Annotated in this window: 16 protein-coding genes; 11 read left to right on the forward strand and 5 right to left on the reverse strand. The window is 44.9% G+C overall.

The window, feature by feature from the left end:
• The first annotated feature begins 41 nt into the window (after nucleotides 1-41).
• Complete coding sequence (locus AB6D58_RS03640; protein ID WP_372098532.1) at nucleotides 42-587, forward strand: DUF924 family protein; 546 nt, start codon at nucleotides 42-44, stop codon at nucleotides 585-587.
• 94 nt (nucleotides 588-681) lie between these two features.
• Here AB6D58_RS03640 and AB6D58_RS03645 read toward each other — a convergent pair whose 3' ends face one another.
• The 5 genes from AB6D58_RS03645 to leuA all read right to left on the reverse strand — a co-directional run bounded on the left by AB6D58_RS03645 (nucleotide 682) and on the right by leuA (nucleotide 6,505).
• Nucleotides 682-1,464: a DUF547 domain-containing protein gene (locus AB6D58_RS03645; protein ID WP_372098533.1), complete on the reverse strand. Its 783-nt coding sequence runs from the start codon at nucleotides 1,462-1,464 to the stop codon at nucleotides 682-684.
• A gap of 156 nt (nucleotides 1,465-1,620) precedes the next feature.
• Nucleotides 1,621-2,223, reverse strand: coding sequence for a 3-isopropylmalate dehydratase small subunit (leuD, locus tag AB6D58_RS03650; protein ID WP_017061388.1), 603 nt, complete (start codon nucleotides 2,221-2,223; stop codon nucleotides 1,621-1,623).
• A gap of 14 nt (nucleotides 2,224-2,237) precedes the next feature.
• Nucleotides 2,238-3,650 carry a 3-isopropylmalate dehydratase large subunit gene (gene leuC / locus AB6D58_RS03655; protein WP_372073167.1) on the reverse strand — a complete coding sequence of 471 codons (1,413 nt, stop codon included), beginning with the start codon at nucleotides 3,648-3,650 and terminating at the stop codon, nucleotides 2,238-2,240.
• Between the two features lie 117 nt (nucleotides 3,651-3,767).
• Nucleotides 3,768-4,859: a 3-isopropylmalate dehydrogenase gene (leuB, locus tag AB6D58_RS03660; RefSeq protein ID WP_017061390.1), complete on the reverse strand. Its 1,092-nt coding sequence runs from the start codon at nucleotides 4,857-4,859 to the stop codon at nucleotides 3,768-3,770.
• A 98-nt stretch (nucleotides 4,860-4,957) separates the two neighbouring features.
• Nucleotides 4,958-6,505, reverse strand: a complete 1,548-nt coding sequence (gene leuA / locus AB6D58_RS03665) for a 2-isopropylmalate synthase (RefSeq protein ID WP_048614879.1) — start codon at nucleotides 6,503-6,505, stop codon at nucleotides 4,958-4,960.
• A gap of 568 nt (nucleotides 6,506-7,073) precedes the next feature.
• On the opposite strand from leuA, the gene AB6D58_RS03670 reads away from it, so the two are divergent.
• The 10 genes from AB6D58_RS03670 to AB6D58_RS03715 all read left to right on the forward strand — a co-directional run bounded on the left by AB6D58_RS03670 (nucleotide 7,074) and on the right by AB6D58_RS03715 (nucleotide 22,143).
• Nucleotides 7,074-7,733 carry a TetR/AcrR family transcriptional regulator gene (locus AB6D58_RS03670; RefSeq protein ID WP_017062933.1) on the forward strand — a complete coding sequence of 220 codons (660 nt, stop codon included), beginning with the start codon at nucleotides 7,074-7,076 and terminating at the stop codon, nucleotides 7,731-7,733.
• On the forward strand, nucleotides 7,733-9,070 hold the full coding sequence (locus AB6D58_RS03675; protein ID WP_050053092.1) for an efflux RND transporter periplasmic adaptor subunit: 1,338 nt from the start codon (nucleotides 7,733-7,735) through the stop codon (nucleotides 9,068-9,070). The genes AB6D58_RS03670 and AB6D58_RS03675 overlap by 1 nt, the downstream gene beginning before the upstream one ends.
• On the forward strand, nucleotides 9,067-12,174 hold the full coding sequence (locus AB6D58_RS03680) for an efflux RND transporter permease subunit (protein WP_372156512.1): 3,108 nt from the start codon (nucleotides 9,067-9,069) through the stop codon (nucleotides 12,172-12,174). Before AB6D58_RS03675 ends, AB6D58_RS03680 begins: the two co-directional genes overlap by 4 nt.
• Before the next feature lie 306 nt (nucleotides 12,175-12,480).
• A complete protein-coding gene (locus AB6D58_RS03685) occupies nucleotides 12,481-13,005 on the forward strand; it encodes a phosphatase PAP2 family protein (RefSeq protein WP_136979306.1) in 525 nt (174 codons plus the stop codon).
• 54 nt (nucleotides 13,006-13,059) lie between these two features.
• Nucleotides 13,060-14,115, forward strand: coding sequence for an MJ1255/VC2487 family glycosyltransferase (locus AB6D58_RS03690; protein ID WP_372098537.1), 1,056 nt, complete (start codon nucleotides 13,060-13,062; stop codon nucleotides 14,113-14,115).
• A 346-nt stretch (nucleotides 14,116-14,461) separates the two neighbouring features.
• Complete coding sequence (leuO, locus tag AB6D58_RS03695) at nucleotides 14,462-15,421, forward strand: transcriptional regulator LeuO (RefSeq protein WP_017061397.1); 960 nt, start codon at nucleotides 14,462-14,464, stop codon at nucleotides 15,419-15,421.
• Between the two features lie 202 nt (nucleotides 15,422-15,623).
• Nucleotides 15,624-17,432, forward strand: coding sequence for a long-chain fatty acid--CoA ligase (locus AB6D58_RS03700; RefSeq protein ID WP_136979308.1), 1,809 nt, complete (start codon nucleotides 15,624-15,626; stop codon nucleotides 17,430-17,432).
• A gap of 460 nt (nucleotides 17,433-17,892) precedes the next feature.
• A complete protein-coding gene (locus tag AB6D58_RS03705; protein WP_372156513.1) occupies nucleotides 17,893-19,650 on the forward strand; it encodes an acetolactate synthase 3 large subunit in 1,758 nt (585 codons plus the stop codon).
• Between the two features lies 1 nt (nucleotide 19,651).
• Entirely contained in the window at nucleotides 19,652-20,146 is a 495-nt protein-coding gene (gene ilvN, locus AB6D58_RS03710) for an acetolactate synthase small subunit (RefSeq protein ID WP_008219984.1), read from the forward strand.
• A gap of 113 nt (nucleotides 20,147-20,259) precedes the next feature.
• Entirely contained in the window at nucleotides 20,260-22,143 is a 1,884-nt protein-coding gene (locus AB6D58_RS03715; protein WP_372098538.1) for a diguanylate cyclase, read from the forward strand.
• The last annotated feature ends 313 nt before the right edge of the window (nucleotides 22,144-22,456 follow it).

Here is a 22,456-nt window from a genome sequence, read left to right on the forward strand (position 1 = left end):
GTAATAACAAAGTTACTCGGTTTTTTATTAAAGGGAATTATATGACGGTAACGTATCAGGATGTTCTAGAGTTTTGGTTCGATGAGTTGACGCCTAAAGATTGGTTTACTGGCGGCGCCGAGATTGACACTTTGATAGAGTCTCGATTTTCTGAATTGCATAAAGCAGCCATTCAAGGCGAGCTATTTGAATGGCGACAAAACGCACAAGGGCGATTGGCAGAGATTATTGTGCTTGATCAGTTTTCTCGAAATATAGGTAGAAACAGTCCGACAGCATTTTCTGCTGATCCGATGGCGTTGGCTCTAGCCCAAGAAGCGGTATCGGGTGGTTTTGACCACCAGCTTAACGAGCAACAAAAAAGCTTCCTGTATATGCCTTATATGCACAGTGAGTCTTTGTTAGTCCATGAACAAGCCGTGGAACTCTTTTCTCAAACGGGATTAGAGCATAATCTGGATTTTGAGTTTAAGCACAAGGTTATCATTGAGCGATTTGGTCGCTATCCGCACCGTAATGAGGTGTTAGGGCGAGCTTCGACTCCCGAAGAAATTGAATTCTTGCAGCAACCGGGCTCAAGCTTTTAATTGTAGATATGTAGTCCAATAGATAAAAAATAGGCTAGAGAACTTCTAGCCTATTTTTTTGTTTTAGTGGTGAACGTTAACGTTAGCGTTAGAGCTAGTTTGCTTGGTTGAGCGACCAATCGTATTCATAACTGATGTTTTGAGTATTGGTTACTGCTTCAGTTCGATATTGGTCTAAGTGTTGAATAAGCTGTTTCTTCGTACCAAAATCCACAGCAAACCATTCGTAAATCGATGATAGTTGAAGCTTATTATTTGTAACCATCACGCCTTTGTCACTGCTTACAAACTCAGTTGCAGCTTGCTCTAGCAAGGCTTCAGTATTGTCAGAGGTAAAAGCGTCAGGTTGTAAGTTAGGGCAACCTAGGCTGGCACAGTTCACTGCATAATGCGTACGAGGATCTTGCCAAATCGGTCTTAGGATTCGATGTTCAATGTCATTGAGTGTCAGTGATTTCCCGTTAACGACTACCACATCATCTCCCCACGGACCGAAACTAAATAGTCCGCCAAGTTTAGTGATGGATTTGATCGGGTAGGCATCAAGAATCAAATCGACAGTCACGGCGTTGTATAGGTTAACCCAATAGGCATACTGCTCCGCTTTTGAATAGTCGAGCGGATTAACCTGTTCGAGTTGCTTGATATATTGCTTGAGCTTTTTCTTATCTGCGGTGTTCACTGCTTTGTAGCGAACTAACGTATTTTGCCCCTGTTTAACCAAGTAGCTATCGAGGAATTGTTGCCAATCTTGATGAGATACTTGTTCTAGGTTGGTTTCATTGCTTTGGTTCCAGTATGGCCAAAGATCGGATTTAGGCGCAGACCAAGCTAAGGTTGAGAAAAGTAGGCTGACAATAAAAAGTAGTTGTTTCATGGCATTCTCCTGATGACTGACTACTAAGACCTTAAGGCTTACCATTTTCTTTCATTGCTCTTCATTTAAATAAACATATGAAGTTAAGTTAAAAGCTTAGCTAAATAAAAAAGGTTGGCACTAGGCCAACCTTTGGATTCATTCAGAAACGTCTGATTATTTTAGGAAGCTAGGAATCTTAGCTTCAAACTCTGAGATCTTATCGGCGTGTTGAAGTGTAAGGCCGATGTTGTCTAAGCCATTCAGTAAGCAGTGGCGACGGAACTCATCAATTTCAAACGAGTACTCTTTGCCGTTAGCGCTGACTTTCATTGCTTCTAGATCAACCGTAATTTCTGCACCTTCATTCGCTTCAACGAATTGGAATAGCTCATCCACTTCTTGCTCAGTCAATCGAACTGGCACCATTTGGTTGTTGATCGAGTTGCCGTAGAAAATGTCGGCAAAGCTTGGCGCGATCATCACTTGAATACCGTAATCGGCAAGCGCCCACGGTGCGTGTTCACGAGATGAACCACAACCAAAGTTTTCACGAGCTAAAAGAATTGAAGCGCCTTGGTAGCGAGCTTCGTTCATTACAAACTCAGGGTTTGGCTGTTGGCCTGCATCGTCTAGGAAGCGCCAGTCATGGAATAAGTGCTTACCAAAACCAATGCGGTTCACTTTCTGTAGGAACTGCTTTGGAATGATCGCATCAGTATCAATGTTGGCCGTATCTAGAGGAACGACTAATCCGGTGTGTTGTTGAAAACCTGACATGTTAAATCCTCTAATTAAAGTTCACGAATATCGACGAAGTGACCTGCGATAGCGGCTGCGGCTGCCATTGCAGGGCTAACTAGGTGCGTACGACCATCACGGCCTTGGCGACCTTCAAAGTTACGGTTTGATGTAGAAGCGCAGCGCTCTTGTGGACCAAGGCGGTCGTTGTTCATTGCAAGACACATAGAACAACCTGGTAGGCGCCACTCAAAACCTGCTTCTTTGAAGATAACATCCAAACCTTCAGCTTCAGCTTGCGCTTTTACTTGCTCAGAGCCCGGAACGATAAGCGCTTGTACATGTTTAGCCACTTGGCGACCTTTCGCTACCGCTGCTGCTGCACGCATGTCTTCGATGCGAGAGTTAGTACAAGAGCCAACAAACACTTTATCTACGTTGTAATCTGATAGAGATTTACCCGCTTCTAGGCCCATGTATGCCAATGCTTTTTCAGCTGATGCTTTTTCAACAGGGTCTGCGAAGCTCTCTGGTGCAGGGATTGGTGTGTCTACTGAGATAACCTGACCTGGGTTGGTACCCCAAGTGACTTGTGGTTTGATGTCTGCCGCTTCTAATGTAACAACTGCATCGAATTCTGCATCAGCATCGGTTTTTAACGTATCCCAGTATTCGATTGCTGCTTCTAGGTCTTCGCCTTCTGGAGAGAACTTACGACCTTTGATGTACTCGTATGTCGTTGCATCTGGAGCGATTAAGCCTGCTTTAGCGCCAAGCTCGATTGCCATGTTACATACTGTCATACGACCTTCCATCGTAAGGTCGGTAATTGCCTCACCACAGAATTCAACTACGTAGCCAGTACCGCCAGCAGCCGTTGTTTTACCGATGATCGCTAGCACGATGTCTTTTGCAGTGATGCCAGGAGTAACCTTGCCTTTTACTTCGATCTTCATGGTTTTAGCGCGAGCTTGTTTTAGCGTTTGCGTAGCTAGAACGTGCTCCACTTCTGAAGTGCCGATACCGAATGCTAGTGAACCAAATGCACCGTGTGTAGCCGTGTGCGAGTCACCACATACGATGGTCATGCCCGGCAGAGTAATACCTAGCTCAGGGCCCATTACGTGCACAATACCTTGGTATTTGTGGTTTAGGTCGTAAAGCGTGACACCAAACTCTTCACAGTTCTTCGATAGCGTTTCCATTTGGATACGAGCCATCTCACCAGAAGCGTTGATGTCTTTAGTTTGTGTCGATACGTTGTGATCCATGGTCGCGAAAGTCTTGCCAACTTGGCGAACTTTGCGGCCTTTCTCACGCAAGCCATCAAATGCTTGAGGTGACGTTACTTCGTGAACTAAGTGACGATCGATATAAAGAATTGGTGTTTCGCCCTTCGCTGCAACCGCAACGTGAGCGTCATAAACTTTTTCGTATAAGGTTTTTGCGTGCTGGTTTGTCGACATAGCTTTTCTTCCTTGGGAGCATCAGTCCCAGTGTTTGTTTCGAGCCAAGTCATGCGGTTTACGCTGACTTGGCTTGATATTATTCTTATGTACTTGCTTCTAATCGGAGCCTTTAGCTTATGAAGCTAAGATGTACTCAGCGATCTTGTCACCCATTTCAGAGGTAGTCAGCGCTTGGTTTTTGCCAGCAAGGTCTGCCGTTAGCTCGCCTGCAGAAAGTGCTTTAGAAACCGCTGCTTCGATGTCTTGTGCTGCCGCTTCTTCGCCTAGGCTGTAACGAAGCATTAGGGCTGCAGAAAGGATTTGCGCGACTGGGTTTGCAATGTTCTTACCTGCGATGTCTGGTGCGCTGCCACCTGCTGGTTCGTATAGGCCGAAGTTGCTTTCATTTAAACTTGCAGAAGGAAGCATACCCATAGAGCCAGTGATCATTGCGCATTCATCAGAGATGATGTCACCAAAGATGTTTGAACATAGCATTACGTCAAACTGAGATGGGTCTTTGATTAGCTGCATGGTCGCGTTGTCGATGTACATGTGGTTTAGCGTTACATCTGGGTAATCTTTTGCGATCTCTTCAACGACTTCACGCCATAGGATAGAGCTCTGTAGAACGTTCGCTTTATCGATTGAGTAAACGTTTTTGTTACGTAGGCGTGCCGATTCAAACGCAATCTTTGCAATACGTTCGATTTCGTAGCGGTGGTAAACCTCTGTATCAAAAGCTTTTTCAGTTGCGCCTTCGCCTTCACGGCCTTTAGGTTGGCCGAAGTAGATACCGCCTGTTAGCTCACGGACTACCACGATGTCGAAACCGTTACCTGAGATGTCAGCACGTAAAGGAGAGAAAGACTCTAGACCTTTATGGATTTGAGCTGGACGTAGGTTACAGAACAGTTGGAAGTGTTTACGTAGAGGAAGTAGGGCACCACGCTCTGGTTGGTCGTTCGGTGGAAGGTGTTCCCATTTAGGACCGCCAACAGAACCAAAAAGTACTGCGTCAGATTCTTCACAGCCAGTGACTGTTGCTTCTGGAAGTGGACAGCCGTGGTTATCAATTGCAATACCACCAACATCATACTCTTCGCGAGAAAAGCTAATCGCGTGCTTCTTTTCGATCGCGTCTAGCACTTTATGCGCTTGTTGCATTACTTCTGGGCCAATGCCATCACCAGGTAGTACGGCAATTTTGTATGATTTATCAGTCATGTTAATCCTTTAATTCTTTGTTACTGAGCTATTTAGCTCGTTTTAAATTTTGTCCCTAAAGCCAATAACATCGGCTCTAGGGCTCTGTTATTGGGTGTTTAAACTGTTGCGATTCTTTGCTGTTTCATTTCAGCAATGGTGTCTGCGCGTTGAATGCTATTAATAACGTGCAGTAGCGCCTGACCAGAGGCCTCAACGATATCCGTTGAAACGCCTGTACCGTGGTACTTGCGGCCTTTGTAGTTCGCAATAATATCAGCTTGGCCTAAGCCATCTTCGCCTTCACCTTTCGCGGTAAGGTCGAATTTATCCAATGCAATTTCGTAACCCGTTAAGCGGTAGATACATTGGTATAAAGCATCAACCGGGCCGTTACCGACAGCCGCTTCGCATTTCTCTTCATCACCACATTGCAGCTTGATGCTGGTGGTAGACATAACACTACCAGATTGTACGCTTAGGTAGTTAAGTTTATAGAAGTCATCTTCGTCACGTAGATTTGCGAAGTGCATTAGTGCTTCTAGGTCGTAATCGAATACTTGGCCTTTACGGTCAGCCAGTTTCAAAAAGTCTTCGTACAATGAATCTAGGTTGTACTCATTGTCTTTGTAGCCCATTGCGTCCATGTGGCTCTTAACGGCTGCACGACCACTGCGACTTGTTAGGTTCAATGCCTTGTTTTTCAAGCCAATAGACTCAGGAGTCATGATCTCGTAAGTGTTCTTGTTCTTTAGCATGCCATCTTGGTGAATACCTGAAGAGTGGCTGAACGCGTTTGCACCGACGATAGCTTTGTTGTCTTGAATTGGCATATGGCAAAGCTGGCTAACCAATTTACTGGTACGGTGAATCTCTTTGTGGTCCAAACCGGTATGAACACCTAATAGCTCTTGACGAGTTTTGATGATCATTGCGATTTCTTCTAAAGAACAGTTACCCGCACGCTCACCAATACCATTGATTGTGCCTTCAATTTGTCGAGCACCTGCTTGAACGGCAGCAATTGAGTTAGCAACCGACATGCCTAAGTCATCGTGACAGTGAACAGAGATGATCGCTTGGTCGATGTTGGGTACGCGATCAAATAGCGTTTGGATAATGCCACCAAACTCATTCGGTACTGTGTAGCCTACGGTGTCTGGAATGTTGATGGTTTTTGCGCCCGCGTTAATCGCGGCTTCAACCATACGACATAGGTTGTCGATAGGTGTACGACCGGCATCTTCACAAGAGAACTCAACATCGTCAGTGTAGTTGCGCGCATGCTTTACCGCTTTCACTGCCATCTCGACAACATCGTCGTAGCTGCGGCGTAATTTATCTTGCACGTGAACCGTCGATGTAGAAATGAAGGTATGAATACGGAACTGCTCAGCCACTTTTAGCGCTTCTGCAGCGGCATCGATATCTTTTGCAACTGCACGAGAAAGCGCACAGATACGGCTATCTTTAATATTTTTTGCGATGGTTTGTACTGATTCGAAATCGCCTGGCGATGACACAGGGAAACCCGCTTCAATAACATCTACCCCCAGTCGTTCAAGTGCATAAGCGATCTGTAATTTCTCTTTTACCGTAAGGCTTGCTGCCAACGCTTGCTCGCCGTCACGTAAAGTCGTATCAAAAATTATCACTTGATCGTTCATGGGTGCTTCCTTATATCGATATTGTATCGATTGCTATCCAAATTATTATTGAGAATGATGTTCTTTTAAAAGTGCCAGTTACAAAAAAACCCGCTCAGCGCGGGTTTTAATATTTGTGTAGTTCTTGACCCACAACTTACCCGCGCGATTGGTTCACGATAAGGAGAAGTTTCAGCAGTCGAGAAGAAGAAAAAATCATTACACAAATATCCGTAAATAAACTGTTAACACCATATTTACCGCAATTTATTCTGAGCGTCAAACAAGAAAATCCAATATCAGCGTGCTTTGGCGGTGTTTTTTTTTGGTTTGTGCTGCTTGCGTGTTGTTTGCTGGTGTTATCAGCTGATTGAGTGTTTTGTACTGGGCGGTTAGTTTATCGTTTGGCTGATGTGTAGGTTAAAACTTTGTAGTAAATCTTTTTGATGGAACGATTCACCAATAAAATTAAAAGGGTGGCTAAATTAATTAATCATTTGATTAAATAGTGAGTAATTAATCTTCTACAACCATGTCGATTTATCCCTATAATTAATCGTGTGATTAATTATAGGGATAGGTCTCAGTGATGGCAGCGCGTAAAGCAGGGCGACCTCAACAGAATCTAGATGTACGGCAGTTACTCATTGAGCACGCTCGAGATCTGTTCGTGGTTCAACCGTACGACAAGGTATCGACTCGCTTAGTTGCTGAGCGAGCGGGTGTGAATATTGCGATGATTCGCTATTACTTTGGCAGTAAAGCCGGATTGTTTGAGGCGATGCTGCGTGAAACATTACGCCCTATGCAATTACAAATGCAGAGACTCGTTGATGAAAGCAGTCATGAGAACTTTCTTGATTTAATGCGGACTTACTACAAAGAGATGGTCAAAGTGCCGAAGTTTCCTCGCTTGATAGCCCAAGTGATGAATATGCCTCCCTCTGAAGTGCAAAGAGAGTTGCTCGAAAAGGTTTTCCTCGATGTTGCAAAGCCAGCCCAAGATGTCATTTTTGAAAAGTTGGTTGAACAAGGCATCTTAAAACAGAACATGGATCCAAAATTGTGCCGTATTTCGTATGTAAGCTTGATGGTGTTTCCTTTCATCGCTCCGCCGCCTTTATTGGCAATTCATGGGATTGAGATTAATGAAGAATTTCTTAATCGTTTAATCGAACACAACATTCAATTGATGACTGAAGGCTTTATTAACGCACCGAGCCCTTCTTCCGTGCAGGACCAAAGATAATGAAAATAAATAAAAAACTACTCTTCTTTCCAGCACTTGCGGTTGGTGTTATTGGCCTTGTCGCCGCGATTAACTTGAAGCCGGATCTTCCAACCAAACCTGCGGGTGATAGGGCTCGCTTAGTTGATACTGTGAGCCTAGAACAACAACTGATAGCGCCGTTAGCGGTCGGCTTTGGCAAAGTAGTGCCTAAAGTTGAATGGAAAGCGATTGCTGAGGTGACAGGACAGATCGTGTATCGACATCCAGATCTTGAAAAAGGCCAGGTGATCCCTGCAGGAACGGTCGTGCTCAAGGTTGATCCATTGGATTACGAATTGAAACTGATACAAGCAGAGGCGGATCTAAAATCAAGCCAAACCTCATTAGCGAAATTGAATCAAGAAGAAGACAACCTTAATCAGACTCTTAAGATCGAAAAGAATCGTTTGGTGATCAGCAATAAAGAGCTACAACGTAAACAGGATCTGCGTAAGAAAGGGCTCACCTCTCAATCGGATGTCGACCTGCAACAACAAAGCGCATTGTCTCAGCAGAAGTTGGTATTAGATATCGCGAACCAAATCGCGTTGATGCCAGATGAAAAGCGTGTTGCGGAAGCGGTGATTAAGGTCAACGTGTCTAAGGTAAAAGAGGCGCAGCGCTCTCTCGATAAGACCACGATCACTTTGCCAAGAGCGATGCGAATTGCTCAGGTTGATATCGAACAAAATCAAGTAGTTAACCTTCAGCAGGAGATGTTTATTGCTCACGGGATTAATGTCATGGAAGTAGAGGCGCAACTTTCTATTCACGATATGCAAACTTTAGCCTCCAGCTTTAACCAATTTCCTCGCGATGCTGCAGGAATCCCTAATCCTTATGAAGCGCCAATCAAAGCAAGCATTCAACTTAACAGCGGCAACCTGAACCTCAGTTGGCCAGCGAAGGTGGCAAGAATCAGCGAAACAGTTGATGAAAACCAAGCGACGGCGGGGATTATTCTCGAGATCGCTCAAGATTACTCACAATTGCAACCAGACAGCGCGACGCCTTTGGTTAACGGTATGTTTGTCAAAGCTGAGATTGAGGGTGTCGCCAATCTAAGTTGGGTGGTTCCAGAGCGAGCACTGCATGGTGATAAGGTTTACCTGATGGATGACAACCAGCGTTTGCAAGTGGTCAATGTTGAAGTGCTTTATCGCAGAGACAATCAAGTGGTTGTGAGTGGAGAGCTACAAACTGGAGATAAACTGGTTCTCAATGATGTCCTGCCAGCAATAGAAGGCATGTTACTGAGAGAGTCCAACTCTGAAGAGGCTGAGCTTGAATCAGATACTCAGGAGAGTGCGTCATGATCAAGTTTTTCTCTCGGCACCCAACAGCAGCAAACTTGTTGATGCTTGGGTTGTTGATCTTGGGTATAAGCTCACTATCAACCATCAAACGTGAAACCTTCCCCGCTTACGATCCGCCTTACATTATGGCTGCGATTGTTTATCCCGGCGCCTCTCCACAAGAAGTGGAAGAGAGCTTGTGTGTGCGAATGGAAGATGCAGTAGACGGCTTAGCCAACATTGAAGAAACTCAGTGTGAAGCCATCGAAGGCAGCGCTCGTTTAATTCTAAAGTTAAATGAAAAAGCGGACATCGGCCGAATGCTGGTGGATGTGCAAACCCAGATCAACTCGATCAATGATTTCCCAACTGAGATTGAATCGCCTGTTGTTCAAGAGCTAGATTGGAATGAACCGGTTGTCGATATCGCTATAACAGCCGAAACGTCGTGGCCAGAACTTAAGGCCTACGCGGAAGATCTTAAGCGCACCATGAAGCTTGATTACGATGTCTCTTTGGTCGAGGTTAGCGGCTTCTCGGATCATCAATATCGAGTGGAACTGGATACCCAAGCTATTCGTCAGTTGGGTTTGAGTGTCGGTGATATCGCGGATCAAATTGGTCGACAGAATGTAAAACTGCCGAGTGGTAACGTTGAAACACCAGACAAAAACTTTCTGATTCGTTTCGACGAGAGACGAGTTACGCCTGTTGAGCTGGAAAGCATCGTGGTTGGATCTGCGCCTAATGGCTCGGTGATTCGTTTGAGAGACATAGCCAAAATAACCGACCGCTTTGAGCTTGATGAGCAAAAGGTGCTATTTGATGGCAAGCCTTCAGCGCTGCTTAAGATCAGTAAGAACAAAGAAGACGATGCGCTGCGAATCAAAGAGAACGTAACACGATTCGTTGAAGATCAAAGCGCGATTGCTCCTGATGGCGTGACACTACAAATGACCAACGATCTCTCATCTGTGCTTTGGGATCGTCTAACCATGATGGTGAGCAATGGCTGGCAAGGTATTGTGCTGGTGTTCGCCACCATGTGGCTGTTCTTCAGCTTACGTTATTCATTTTGGGTGGCGGCAGGGTTGCCAGTTGCCTTCCTTGGTGGCTTGTTCTTAATGGCCAACCTTGGTTTGTCGATTAACATTATGTCGCTGGTCGGGTTGTTGATGGCAATCGGTATTATGATGGATGACGCCATCGTGATCGCCGAATCGATAGCCTCCCATTTAGATCGGGGGCAAAACGTTGACGATGCGGTGTACAACGGTGTTAAGAAGGTGCTTCCCGGAGTGTTGTCTTCTTTCCTAACCACGGTGTGTATTTTCGGTAGTTTACTGTTTCTTGATGGTGAGATGGGCGCGGTGCTTAAGGCCGTTCCTCAAGTCTTGATTTTGGTGCTGTCGTTGAGCTTGATTGAAGCCTTCTTGATTCTACCTAATCACCTATCTCATTCATTACATAAAGAAAAGAATGACAAGCCAGCGCTGCGTTTTAAGGTTGTGTTACTTGAGAAATTCGAGAACTTTCGTAATACCACTTTGATGAACATGGTTGAGAAAGTCGTGACCTTCCGTTATGCCTTTATGGGCGGAGTGATTACGCTGTTGTTACTTTCGGTCGCCTTGATTGCTGGTGGTGTTGTCAAATTCCAACCGTTCCCTGAGTTGGATGGCGATATTGCCGAGGCGCGTATCATTCTTCCGCCGGGGGCGTCACTGTCTCAAACCGAGATAGTGGTCGACAAAATTGTTGCATCAGCCGAGCGTTTAAATGCGCAGTGGAGCGAAGAGGTCGAAGAAGGCAATACACTGGTCGAGCACATAACTAGCCAATTCAATGCTAACGCCGATGCCAATGAATCCGGCCCGCACTTAGCCACAGTGCGCTTAGATTTACGCGGAGCAGAGAGTCGTAATACGGTTATCGATGATTTCATTGATGCGTGGCGAGAGGATATTGGCGATTTAGCGGATCCTATTTCATTGGTGTTCAAGCAACCGACTATGGGGCCGGGCGGTCGTGCTATTGAAATCCGCGCCAAACACGATGACCTGAGCGCATTGAAATCCGCTTCTTTGGATATTCAGGAGTACCTTAATCAGTTCGATGGGGTGCACGGCGTGCTTGATGATATGCGCATGGGTAAAGAAGAGATTTTGGTTAAGCTGCGCCCTGGAGCCGAAACCTACAATGTGAATGGGCAGATGATTGCTTCCCAATTGCGTGCGGCTTTCTTTGGTCAGACAGCGGATGAGATTCAAATCGGTGTTGAGAATATCTCGATTGAAGTGCGTCTTGATAAAGAGCAAGCGGGCGACATACAGCAGCTGGCCAACTTCCCGATCATCACCGCAGATGGCAGTCAGATCCCGCTAGCAACGTTGGCGACGTTAGATTTCCAACGTAATTACGTGCGAATTCAGCGTATTGATGGGCTGAGAACCATCAGTATCTTTGGTGATATTGATAACAAGAAAGCGAGTTCATCCGCGATCTTGGCTCAGTTCCAAAAAGATGAAGCCGCCAAACTTATTCAGAAGTACCCGGGTCTACGCTTTGATTTCGAAGGGGAAGCCAAAGATGCGGCTAAGACTGGAGCCTCGATGGGCAAAGGCTTCTTGCTCGGCTTATTCGGCGTGTTTGCGATTCTTAGCTATCAATTCCGAAGCTACTTAGAGCCTGTGGTCGTAATGCTAGCCATTCCACTCGCCTTTATTGGGGTGGTGGTTGGGCACTGGATACTTGGGCACTCTTTGAGTATGCCAAGCATGATGGGCTTCGTGTCGCTTGCCGGGATTGTGGTTAATGATTCCATCTTGTTGGTGCAGTACATTCGTCACCATGTCGATGAGGGAGATAGCGTGCATGACTCGGTGGTGAAAGCCAGTCGCGAGCGTTTCCGAGCGGTATTTTTGACCTCAATGACGACCGCAGCTGGTTTGCTACCGCTGTTGACGGAAACCAGCTTGCAGGCTCAGGTTATCCAGCCATTGGTTATTTCGATTGTGTTTGGCATATTTGCTTCAACCTTATTGGTGCTGTTTATGATCCCAGCGGCCTACGCGATATTGGCGGATTTCGGTTTGGTGAAAAAGCACGAGCCATTAGCGCTATAACTTTTAGTGCTATAGCCTTTAGCGCTATTATCATTAGCGAGCACTATTATCATTAGCGAACGCTATAACCATTAACACGATAGAAGTAGCGTTTGCTTGCTTATATAAAGAAGTAAAAACATAGAAGAATAAAGCGGCCTTGGGTCGCTTTATTTTTATCGACAGTTTCTAGGCCTCATCAGTTTGCTTAGCGAAAGCGGTCAATTCGCCTCAAAATTCATTTTAGTTCATTCAAAACGTCACTTAACTGTCATTTCAGGAGCATAACTTGAGCCTTAACTGAATAAGGATTGTTAAGGAGATTGTATGCGTACTATCGAACCTATTGTCCGCTGGGATGTGGCATTTTCTGTTTTCTGTTTAAAGAGCCGTTATAGCGGACAACAGGCGACACTCAGTAAGGCGGTGTCTCATACTGGAGATGGACACCTTTATGTTTTGATTGCCTTGATTGCACTGCTGGTCGATAGCAACACCGGTCGAGACTTTCTTTTGGTGGGCTTAACCGCCTTCGTAATCGAACTGCCTATTTACTGGTTTGCTAAAAATACCCTCAAGCGCCGTCGACCAGCTGAATTCTCTTCACTACTTCACTCTCATATTGTGCCATCCGATAAATACAGTCTGCCTTCAGGGCATTCCGCTGCTGCTTTTGTTATGGCGACCCTAATCGGGCATTTCTATCCGAGCTTGTACCTCTTTAGCTTGGTGTGGGCAACTGCGATTGCAGGCTCTCGAATCCTGCTCGGTGTGCACTTTTTAACGGACGTACTGATTGGCGCAGCTTTGGGCATCGCTTGTACTAGCCTTGCTATCAGCTTCATCCTGTAATTATTTTGTTGGCAACCACTGCCGAGTTTAAGTGGCAAACTTAAAGGAACATGCATGAAAATTTTATATGGCGTACAAGGCACAGGAAATGGGCACATCGCTCGAGCGAGAGCAATGGCCGTCGCTTTTCGTCAGAAAAATATTGATGTCGATTTTCTGTTCTCTGGGCGAGATGAGAGCAAATACTTTTCGATGGAAGCGTTTGGCAACTATCAGACCCGCAGCGGCTTAACTTTTTACAGCGAGCAGGGGCAGGTTAAATACGGCAAAACATTCATGAAGAACAACATCTGGCGATTTCTCCGTGAGATTAACCAGATCGATCTTACGCCTTATGACTTAGTGATTAATGATTTTGAGCCTGTCACTGCATGGGCGGCTAAGAGACAAGGTGTGCCATGCATTGGGATAAGCCACCAGAATGCGTTTCGTTATGATGTACCCAAAGAAGGGGGCAACTGGATTGAACATTCAGTGATTCAACATTTCGCCCCAACCGAGCACTCTATTGGCTTGCACTGGTATCACTTTGAACAGCCGATTTTGCCGCCTATCGTTCACACGCTGGTTGGTGAGCAACAAACCAAAACAGCACAAGACTTTACGTTGGTCTATTTGCCATTTGAGGATCTTGAGTCGATCTCAGAGCTGCTGATGAAGTTCATTTCGCAAAACTTTGTCTGTTACCACCCGGATGTGATTGAGCATAGCCGAGTTGAAAATATTGAGTTCAAACCACTGAGTCATGCGGGCTTTCAATTCGACCTCAATCAGTGCTCTGGTGTGGTCGCAAATGGCGGCTTTGAATTGCCATCTGAAGCCCTAACTTTGGGGAAGAAATTGCTTCTCAAACCACTCGAAGGACAGTTCGAACAACAGAGCAATGTGGCGACGCTAGAGGCCCTTGGGTTAGCTCAAACCATGACGTTTTTAGATGCGGCTATCTTGCGCGCTTGGCTCAGTGAAAAACAGGCCGAAGTGGTCACCTATCCAGACGTGGCAAGTGCACTCGTTGAGTGGGTATTAGCAGGGAATTGGTCTAATCAAGATGATTTAAGAAAGCAACTTTGGGACAAGGTCGACTTTCCAAGTTATGCATCGCTCACCTAACTCATAAGTGCTATTTCTGAATTGGCCGGTTGAACAATTCACGAGCTCAATAAATTGTAACAAATGTAACCAAACGATAGAACAGCTAAATAAGTCGAAATTAAACTCATAAGTGACGCATTTTATGTTTTTTTATAACTCTATAAATAATTGATTTTTAGATGTTGTTTAATCATTAAGGTAAAATAAAATTATTCTTTATCAATCTTGTTGGTAGCTCGAGATGCATTGGTTAATAGTAATGTCAATCCGAAAAACATCGGTCTGATAAATATAAGAATTAGTGGTTATCTATTCTCATACCATTACCAATTTAACGCTGTCGAACCGACAAGAGGCAACTTGAATGTTAGATAAGAAAGACGCAATGAGTGCTATTGCAAGCTACAGAATGGAAAGCACACTTCGTGGAGTCGACTTAAATCTTTTGACTGTATTTGATGCAGTTATGCAAGAGCAAAACATTACACGTGCAGCTCACAATCTGGGTATGTCTCAGCCTGCTGTAAGTAACGCTGTTGCTCGTCTAAAAGTGATGTTTAACGACGAACTATTCATGCGTCAAGGTCGTGGTATTCAACCGACTCAACGTGCTCGTCAGTTGTTTGGTCCAATCCGCCAAGCGCTACAGTTAGTACGCAACGAACTACCAAGTTCTGTGTTCTCTCCAGAGTCGTCTTCTCGCCTGTTCAAACTAGCGATTTGCAGCCCTTGTGATATGCGTTTTGCTCCTAAGATTATGTCGACAATCAACGAGCAAGCACCTAGCGTGAAACTGCACATGGATGCTGAATTCGATCGTCAACTTTCTGAGCGTATGCGCTACCAAGAAATCGACTTCGTTATTGATTACGCTCGTTTTGATGAGCAAGGCTTCTCAAGCACTGAAATCTTCCAAGACGAATTAGTTGTGGTTGCTTCTGCTTCTCACCCACGTATCAACGGTGAAGTTTCTGCGGCAGAGCTGCTTAACGAAAAGCACGCAAAACTGTCTCGCATCCATGGTCAACGTAGCTTCTCTGAGCAAGCTTACCGTGACCTAGATTGCACGCCTTTCTACGAAGGTACGAGCTTGAGCAACGTTCTTTACGTTGTAGGCCAATCTGAACTAGTAACAATTGCTCCTCGTTGGATGGTAGAACATGCAGCAAACAAAGAGCAGCTTCAGATTCTAGATTTCCCATTCGATAATGCGGCGATTTCTGGCTTCCTAAGCTGGCACGAATCAAGTGAAAAGGATAAAGGACACATTTGGTTACGAGATCAGTTAATGATGATCTGTGGCGAAGTAGTGGCACTTAACTAGACACTAATCCCTATGATTTATAAGCCCTAAGCTAGGAGACTGGCTTAGGGCTTTTTTATGCGCGCTATTTTAGTAGGTAGAAAACTTAGCGTGAGACGTACTATTACTTATAACTTTGAGCTTCATCAGTTGCCTTTTCCATGATCAGAGGTACACTTGTGCGCTCAAAAAAGCTTACAGGTGTAAGCCTAAAGGTAAAGAGATGGCCAATTTAGATTTTCATATCGTAAAAAGACTTCGTGACCAAATTGCCCAAGGCGGCAACCGTACAGCTTTGAAGCACAAAGTAGACAATGTATGGCAAGGCATTAGCTGGGAACAGTTTGGACAACAAATCGATACGCTTTCATTAGCACTATTGGCTCAGGGACTGAGAGTTCAAGATAAGATCGGTATCTATTCAAATAATATGCCTCAATGGACCGTGGCAGATTTTGCATCTTTACAAGCTCGTCTTGTGACTGTGCCGATTTATCCAACCAACACAGCAGCACAGTCGTCTTACATCATCCAAAATGCGGATGTGAAGATCTTATTCGTTGGTGAGCAAGTTCAATTTGACGCGGCGGTGAGCCTATTCGAAGAGTGTGAACAGCTAGAAGTGGTTGTCGCGATGTCTGATGATATCGATCTTCAAGGCCATAGCTTTGCGGTATCTTGGGCTGATTTCATGGCGCGCGGTGTTGAAGCTCAGCAAGCTGAACTTGATGCTCGTCTTGCAGATGCAAGCATGGACGACTTACTGACTCTTATCTATACCTCTGGTACTACTGGCCAGCCGAAAGGCGTAATGCTTGATTACACCAATATTGGCTATCAATTAGAAGGCCATGACGAGCGTCTAAGTTTAAGCAAAGACGATGTCTCATTGTGTTTCTTACCTCTATCTCACGTATTTGAGCGTGCGTGGACGTTCTACGTTCTCTATAAAGGCGCAACCAACTGTTACTTGCAAGATACCATGCAGGTGCGTGACGCGCTGAGCGACGTGAAGCCAACCGTAATGTGTGCGGTTCCACGTTTCTACGAGAAGATTTTCTCTGCGATTCACGAGAAGGTTTCGAAAGCGCCGTTTATCCGCAAGGTTCTATTTACTTGGGCGGTGAACATGGGAGCGAAACTCTCTGTTTGTCACCAAGAAGGTCGTACTCCATCGTTGATGCTGAAGAAGAGCCATGCGCTAGCTGATAAGCTTGTGCTATCTAAACTGCGCGCTCTACTCGGCGGTAACATCAACTTCATGCCATGTGGTGGCGCGAAGCTTGATGAGACGATTGGTCGTTTCTTCCATGCTATCGGCATTAACGTAAAACTTGGCTACGGCATGACAGAAACCACGGCAACAGTATCTTGTTGGGATGATCGCTGTTTTAACCCTGATTCGATTGGTATGTCGATGCCGGGCGCAGAAGTAAAAATTGGTGCTAAGGACGAGATTCTTGTTCGCGGTCCAATGGTGATGCGTGGCTACTACAAGATGCCAGAAGAGACAGCTAAGACATTCGATGAGCACGGTTTCTTGAAAACCGGTGATGCGGGTCATTTTGATGAAAATGGTAACCTGTTCATTACTGATCGTATCAAAGAGCTGATGAAAACTTCTGGTGGTAAGTATATTGCCCCGCAAGTGGTTGAAGGTGCGATTGGTAAAGATCACTTTATCGAACAGATTGCTGTTATCGCTGACACACGCAAATTCGTTTCTGCGCTGATTGTTCCTTGTTATGACTCGCTAGAAGAGTACGCCAAAGAGCTTAATATCAAGTATCACGATCGCGTTGAACTTGTTAAGCACCACCAAATCGTCGAGATGCTAGAAAAGCGTGTGAATGACCTACAGCAAGAACTGGCTAAGTTTGAGCAAGTGAAGAAATTCAAACTGCTACCAAAAGCATTTTCTATGGATGATGGTGAACTGACACCAACTCAAAAATTGCGTCGTAAAGTTATCAACGATAAGTATCAAGACGAAATCGAAGAAATGTACAACGAAAAGCCTAAAGATAAGTAGTTTTCTGCTTAGATAAATTTTCAGTTGTTTAAAAATCCCCCTACGAATGTGATTGCATTTTTAGGGGGATTTTTTGTATCTAATGACACAGCACAATGTGCGAAAGCGCACACCAGCAAGCTCGCGGTTTATCGATAAATAGCGATCTATTAAAATATTAAGTGCTTTTTTTTGTTCGCTAACTAGTGTTTAAACCTGGCGTGGGGGGCTGAGTTGGGTTTTATTTAATGCTTTGAGCTAATAGTTGGTTTTTTGGCACAGTTGCCGAATAACAGGTGTTAGACCAGATGATAATAAAGCGTTAAAGTTGTTTCGTATTACTGTTTGTTGTTATCACGACAGACAGCCATAGCCGAAAAAGTGGAAGTATTTCGAATTAGGCTACGAATAAGCCCTAGACTATGAAAAACCAGCCCAACATGTTCACCAAATATGATTGGAAACTGGTGAGGAGAGCAATATGACAACAAAACCTGAAACAGCCATGTCATCCGGCGCTGAAATGTTATCCGGCGCTGAGATGGTGGTGCAGTCTCTAATTGAAGAGGGTGTAGAACAAATCTTTGGTTACCCAGGTGGTTCTGTACTTGATATCTATGATGCACTGCATGCTAAAACTGCTGAAATTAAACACGTATTAGTAAGACACGAACAAGCCGCGACCCATATGGCCGATGGCTATACTCGTTCTACCGGTAAACCTGGTGTAGTACTGGTATGTTCTGGTCCAGGCGCAACCAATACCGTTACTGGTATCGCAACAGCCTACATGGACTCAATCCCAATGATTGTTATTTCTGGTAACGTACCAAATAACCTTATTGGTAACGACGCCTTTCAAGAGTGTGACATCGTGGGCGTATCCCGTCCGATCGTTAAGCACAGCTTCCTCGTGAAGAAAGCGGAAGATATCCCTGAAGTCGTTAAAAAAGCATTCTATATTTCAACGACAGGACGTCCTGGTCCTGTGGTTATTGATCTGCCTAAAGACATTTTAAACCCACAAATCAAGCTTCCTTATGAATACCCAGAAACGCTGAAGATGCGTTCGTATAACCCAACGGTTACGGGTCATAAAGGTCAAATCAAGAAAGCATTAAAAGCACTCCTTGAAGCGAAGAAGCCAGTACTTTATGTCGGTGGTGGTGCGGTTATTTCTGAGGCTGATAAGCCACTGTTAACATTAGCAGAGGCATTGAATTTACCCGTGGTTAGCACCCTAATGGGGCTTGGCGCTTTTCCGGGCACCCATAGAAACTCTTTGGGTATGTTGGGCATGCACGGTTTGTATGAAGCCAACATGGCAATGCACAACGCAGATTTGATCTTTGGTATTGGCGTGCGTTTCGATGATCGAACGACCAATAACCTGGATAAGTACTGCCCTGATGCGAAGATCATGCACATTGATATCGATCCATCTTCTATCTCTAAGAACGTGAAAGTGGACCTACCGATTGTAGGCTCAGCGGAGAAAGTTCTAGAGAGCATGGTCAACCTGCTTGTTGAACAAGGTGGAAGTAACGATGCGCAAGCGATGGAAAGCTGGTGGAGTGAAATTAAACAGTGGCAAGAACGCGACTGTTTAGCTTATGAGAAATCATCTGAGAGAATTAAGCCACAACAAGTTATTGAAACACTGCATAAAGTAACCAATGGCGATGCTTATGTTGCTTCTGATGTAGGCCAACACCAAATGTTTGCTGCTTTGTATTACCCGTTTAACAAGCCACGCCGTTGGATTAACTCCGGTGGTCTAGGCACGATGGGTTTTGGTCTACCTGCAGGTATGGGCGTTAAGTTTGCTAAACCAGATGAAGAGGTGGTTGTGGTAACCGGTGACGGCAGCATTCAAATGAATATCCAAGAGCTGTCGACTGCGCTGCAATACAATATCCCGGTTAAGATTATTAACCTTAACAACCGTTTCCTAGGCATGGTAAAACAGTGGCAAGACATTGTTTATCAAGGCCGTTACTCTAACTCATATATGGACTCTGTTCCTGATTTTGCTGCTATCGCTGAGGCTTATGGCCACGTTGGTATGCGCATTTCATCTCCGGATGAATTGGAATCAGGTTTGGAAAAAGCACTGGCGATGAAAGACCGTTTGGTATTTGTCGATATTAGTGTGGATGACACCGAGCACGTATACCCAATGCAGATCAAAGGCGAGGGTATGGATAACATGTGGCTAAGCAAAACGGAGAGAACATAATATGAGACACATTATTTCACTACTAATGGAAAACCAACCTGGTGCGCTTTCTCGTGTGGTTGGCTTGTTTTCTCAGCGTGGCTACAACATCGAGTCTTTGAACGTATCTCCAACCGATGATCCTACGCTGTCTCGTTTGAACGTCACTACTAACTCGAGCGAAATGCAGCTTGAGCAGATTCAGAAACAACTGCATAAGCTAATCGACGTACTTAAAGTACAAGAAGTGTCTGAACTTGAACACATTGAACGTGAGCTGTTGATGGTAAAAGTACGTGCGAGCGGCTTTGCTCGTGCGGAAGTGAAGCGCACAGCGGATATCTTCCGTGGTCAGATCGTTGATGTTACGGCTTCTCAATATACGGTTCAAATGGCGGGTACTAGCGAGAAACTGGATGCCTTCATTCAGGCGCTGTCTGAAGTGACGGAAGTGCTTGAAGTAGCTCGAAGTGGTGTTGTTGGCATCGCACGAGGCGAACGTGCGTTGAAAGCCTAGACGATAAGTCTTTAAAAAATAACTTTAAAGCCGCTTTTTTAAGCGGCTTTTATTTTGTTAATTTTTTAGAGTGCTATAATCCCGCGCTGCACTTCCATTCATCTGAGTTAGCAATGCGAAATAAAAAATCAATAATTACATTGCTGATTATCTCTATCATATTGTCTTCTGCAGTATGTCTGTATTATTTGCAGCGCTACAAAGAAGTAAAACAGCAGAGCTTTGACTACTCAGCTAAGCAAGCCGTTCATCAGTTAGTGTATGCCAAGCGAGATTATGATCTTCTCAAGACTCAGTTAGTCTCGGTCATGGAGCTACTCAGTCATAGCCAGAGCTTGGTTAACTTTGCTTCCTCTCCCTCAGACCAAACCAAACATCTACTTGAAGAGGTCTGGCAATCTGTTCTCGTGAACCAGAAGTGGTATACACAAATCCATCTGTTAGATGTCACTGGCAAAGAATTGGTGCGTGTTAACTATTCCTCTGATACCGGTAGAGTGACGTTTCCTCAACAGCTGCAAGATAGGTCGGATTCTAACTACTTCCAATACGCTCAAAAACTAGAAGCCGAACAGATTGGCGGTTGGGGTATTGAGCTTGAAACTGAGCATGGTGAAGTCACCTTCCCTTATTCGCCGGTAATCCGTGTCTTTACCCCAGTAGAAACCCCTGACGAAAGAGTAGGCTACCTCGTCATCAATCTTGATGTATGGGGCTTATCGTCGCGTCTGAGCTTTTCACCAGATAACGATCTTAGAGCAGAAGTTCTTAATGAAGCGGGTTATTACATCGCGAGTAACAACAGCGGTAAGTTGTTCGGAGACTCTATTCCTGAAAGAAAAGGCTATAACCTGAAAAATATCGCGCCGAAGACGTGGGATGCGATCTCCAATGATCAGGTGGGATACGTTTTTGAAGATGGTAATTTGTTTGCCTTTAACACGGTTATGCTCGCGAACAGTCAAAAGGTCCATTTACTGATTCAACTTAATCAAAAGCAACTGATGGATCGGGCTGAGCGTGATCTAGATGATTTGGCCCATGAAGAGATCATTGTTCTGATTACGGTGCTGATATTCGCTTTCCCGTTTGCTTACCTGGTGACGCACTGCCGACGCCGAAGCCTAGAGAGTAAATTGGCACGCGCCGCATTGAATGGTATGTCGGCAGTGATGATCTCTGACAAGCAGCACCGCACAATGATGATCAACAACGAATTTGAGAACATGACTGGGTACTGCAAAAAACAGGTGATCGGTCAAAATGCATTGCAGTTGCTGCTTGAGAATGCCGACCAAGTGCTCTCAAGCTCGGCTATTTGGAGTCATTTAGAGCAAGAAGAAGTATGGGAAGGGGAGGTTCAGTGTAAGAACAAGCTGCGTATTCCTTTTACTGCGATCATGCGAGTGCATGCGGTCAAAAACAATTCAGGCAAAGTCAGTTACTACATCACTTCGTTGGTTGATATTTCCGTAAGGAAGGAGCTTGAGGTGCGTTTGAGGATCTTAAGTGAACGTGACTCTTTGAGTAACCTCTGGAACAGACGAAAGTTCGAAGAGCAGTTGGCCTACTATTCTCGCTTGGTTGAGCGTTACCCGAACGAAGCGACCACTTGCTTAGCCTTAGTCGACATCGATAACTTCAAGCGAATCAATGATGAACTTGGCCACGACGAAGGTGACCGTGTGATTGCTGGTGTTGCTAAGCTTCTGCAAGACAGTCTTCGTGGGACGGATTTTGTTGCACGTGTCGGAGGGGAAGAGTTTGCACTCTTGATGCCACACACCTCACTGCCAGAAGCAAAGCGCGTATTGGATCGCTTGCGAATAGAGATTGAACTGGCAGCCGGAACTAAGGTAACGGTGAGTGTTGGCTTTACTGATTTAACAAGTAACAGTACTCGCTCATACAAGTGTGCCGATGTTGCGCTTTACGAATCTAAATCGTCTGGTCGTAATACGGTCTCTATGTGTCCTAGCTACGATGATGTCGCTTAGGTTCGCTTCTATCTAGTCCTGTCTTCTATTTGCTTCACCTCTTCAAGTCGCGCCCCGACTCCTTTCCCTCTTTTTATTAGGAATCTCACTTTTGAGCGACCTGTGTCACAAAATCTATACAGTTAGACTAAAGTCTAATGTTGGTGGAAATTTGAGCTAAAATGAACAGTAAGTAAACTACTTTGCTTCAGATTACATCGTGTTAAACGATGTAATAAATAGAGTGTTTACCAGATGTAAAAGGATGACACCGTTAACTTAATTCAGCTGGTTAGCTAGCCTTATCAATAACTTGAAAGGCAGCAGTAGAATT

The sequence above is a fragment of the Vibrio sp. 10N.239.312.D08 genome, from assembly GCF_041466145.1.
GTDB classification, from domain to species: Bacteria; Pseudomonadota; Gammaproteobacteria; order Enterobacterales; family Vibrionaceae; genus Vibrio; species Vibrio crassostreae_C.

What these genes read in the sequence shown, in the direction of transcription:
- AB6D58_RS03640 (WP_372098532.1), top strand. Translation starts at nt 42, where the DNA reads ATGACGGTAACGTATCAGGATGTTCTAGAGTTTTGGTTCGATGAGTTG.
- AB6D58_RS03645 (WP_372098533.1), bottom strand. Translation starts at nt 1,464, where the DNA reads ATGAAACAACTACTTTTTATTGTCAGCCTACTTTTCTCAACCTTAGCT.
- leuD (WP_017061388.1), bottom strand. Translation starts at nt 2,223, where the DNA reads ATGTCAGGTTTTCAACAACACACCGGATTAGTCGTTCCTCTAGATACG.
- leuC (WP_372073167.1), bottom strand. Translation starts at nt 3,650, where the DNA reads ATGTCGACAAACCAGCACGCAAAAACCTTATACGAAAAAGTTTATGAC.
- leuB (WP_017061390.1), bottom strand. Translation starts at nt 4,859, where the DNA reads ATGACTGATAAATCATACAAAATTGCCGTACTACCTGGTGATGGCATT.
- leuA (WP_048614879.1), bottom strand. Translation starts at nt 6,505, where the DNA reads ATGAACGATCAAGTGATAATTTTTGATACGACTTTACGTGACGGCGAG.
- AB6D58_RS03670 (WP_017062933.1), top strand. Translation starts at nt 7,074, where the DNA reads ATGGCAGCGCGTAAAGCAGGGCGACCTCAACAGAATCTAGATGTACGG.
- AB6D58_RS03675 (WP_050053092.1), top strand. Translation starts at nt 7,733, where the DNA reads ATGAAAATAAATAAAAAACTACTCTTCTTTCCAGCACTTGCGGTTGGT.
- AB6D58_RS03680 (WP_372156512.1), top strand. Translation starts at nt 9,067, where the DNA reads ATGATCAAGTTTTTCTCTCGGCACCCAACAGCAGCAAACTTGTTGATG.
- AB6D58_RS03685 (WP_136979306.1), top strand. Translation starts at nt 12,481, where the DNA reads ATGCGTACTATCGAACCTATTGTCCGCTGGGATGTGGCATTTTCTGTT.
- AB6D58_RS03690 (WP_372098537.1), top strand. Translation starts at nt 13,060, where the DNA reads ATGAAAATTTTATATGGCGTACAAGGCACAGGAAATGGGCACATCGCT.
- leuO (WP_017061397.1), top strand. Translation starts at nt 14,462, where the DNA reads ATGTTAGATAAGAAAGACGCAATGAGTGCTATTGCAAGCTACAGAATG.
- AB6D58_RS03700 (WP_136979308.1), top strand. Translation starts at nt 15,624, where the DNA reads ATGGCCAATTTAGATTTTCATATCGTAAAAAGACTTCGTGACCAAATT.
- AB6D58_RS03705 (WP_372156513.1), top strand. Translation starts at nt 17,893, where the DNA reads ATGACAACAAAACCTGAAACAGCCATGTCATCCGGCGCTGAAATGTTA.
- ilvN (WP_008219984.1), top strand. Translation starts at nt 19,652, where the DNA reads ATGAGACACATTATTTCACTACTAATGGAAAACCAACCTGGTGCGCTT.
- AB6D58_RS03715 (WP_372098538.1), top strand. Translation starts at nt 20,260, where the DNA reads ATGCGAAATAAAAAATCAATAATTACATTGCTGATTATCTCTATCATA.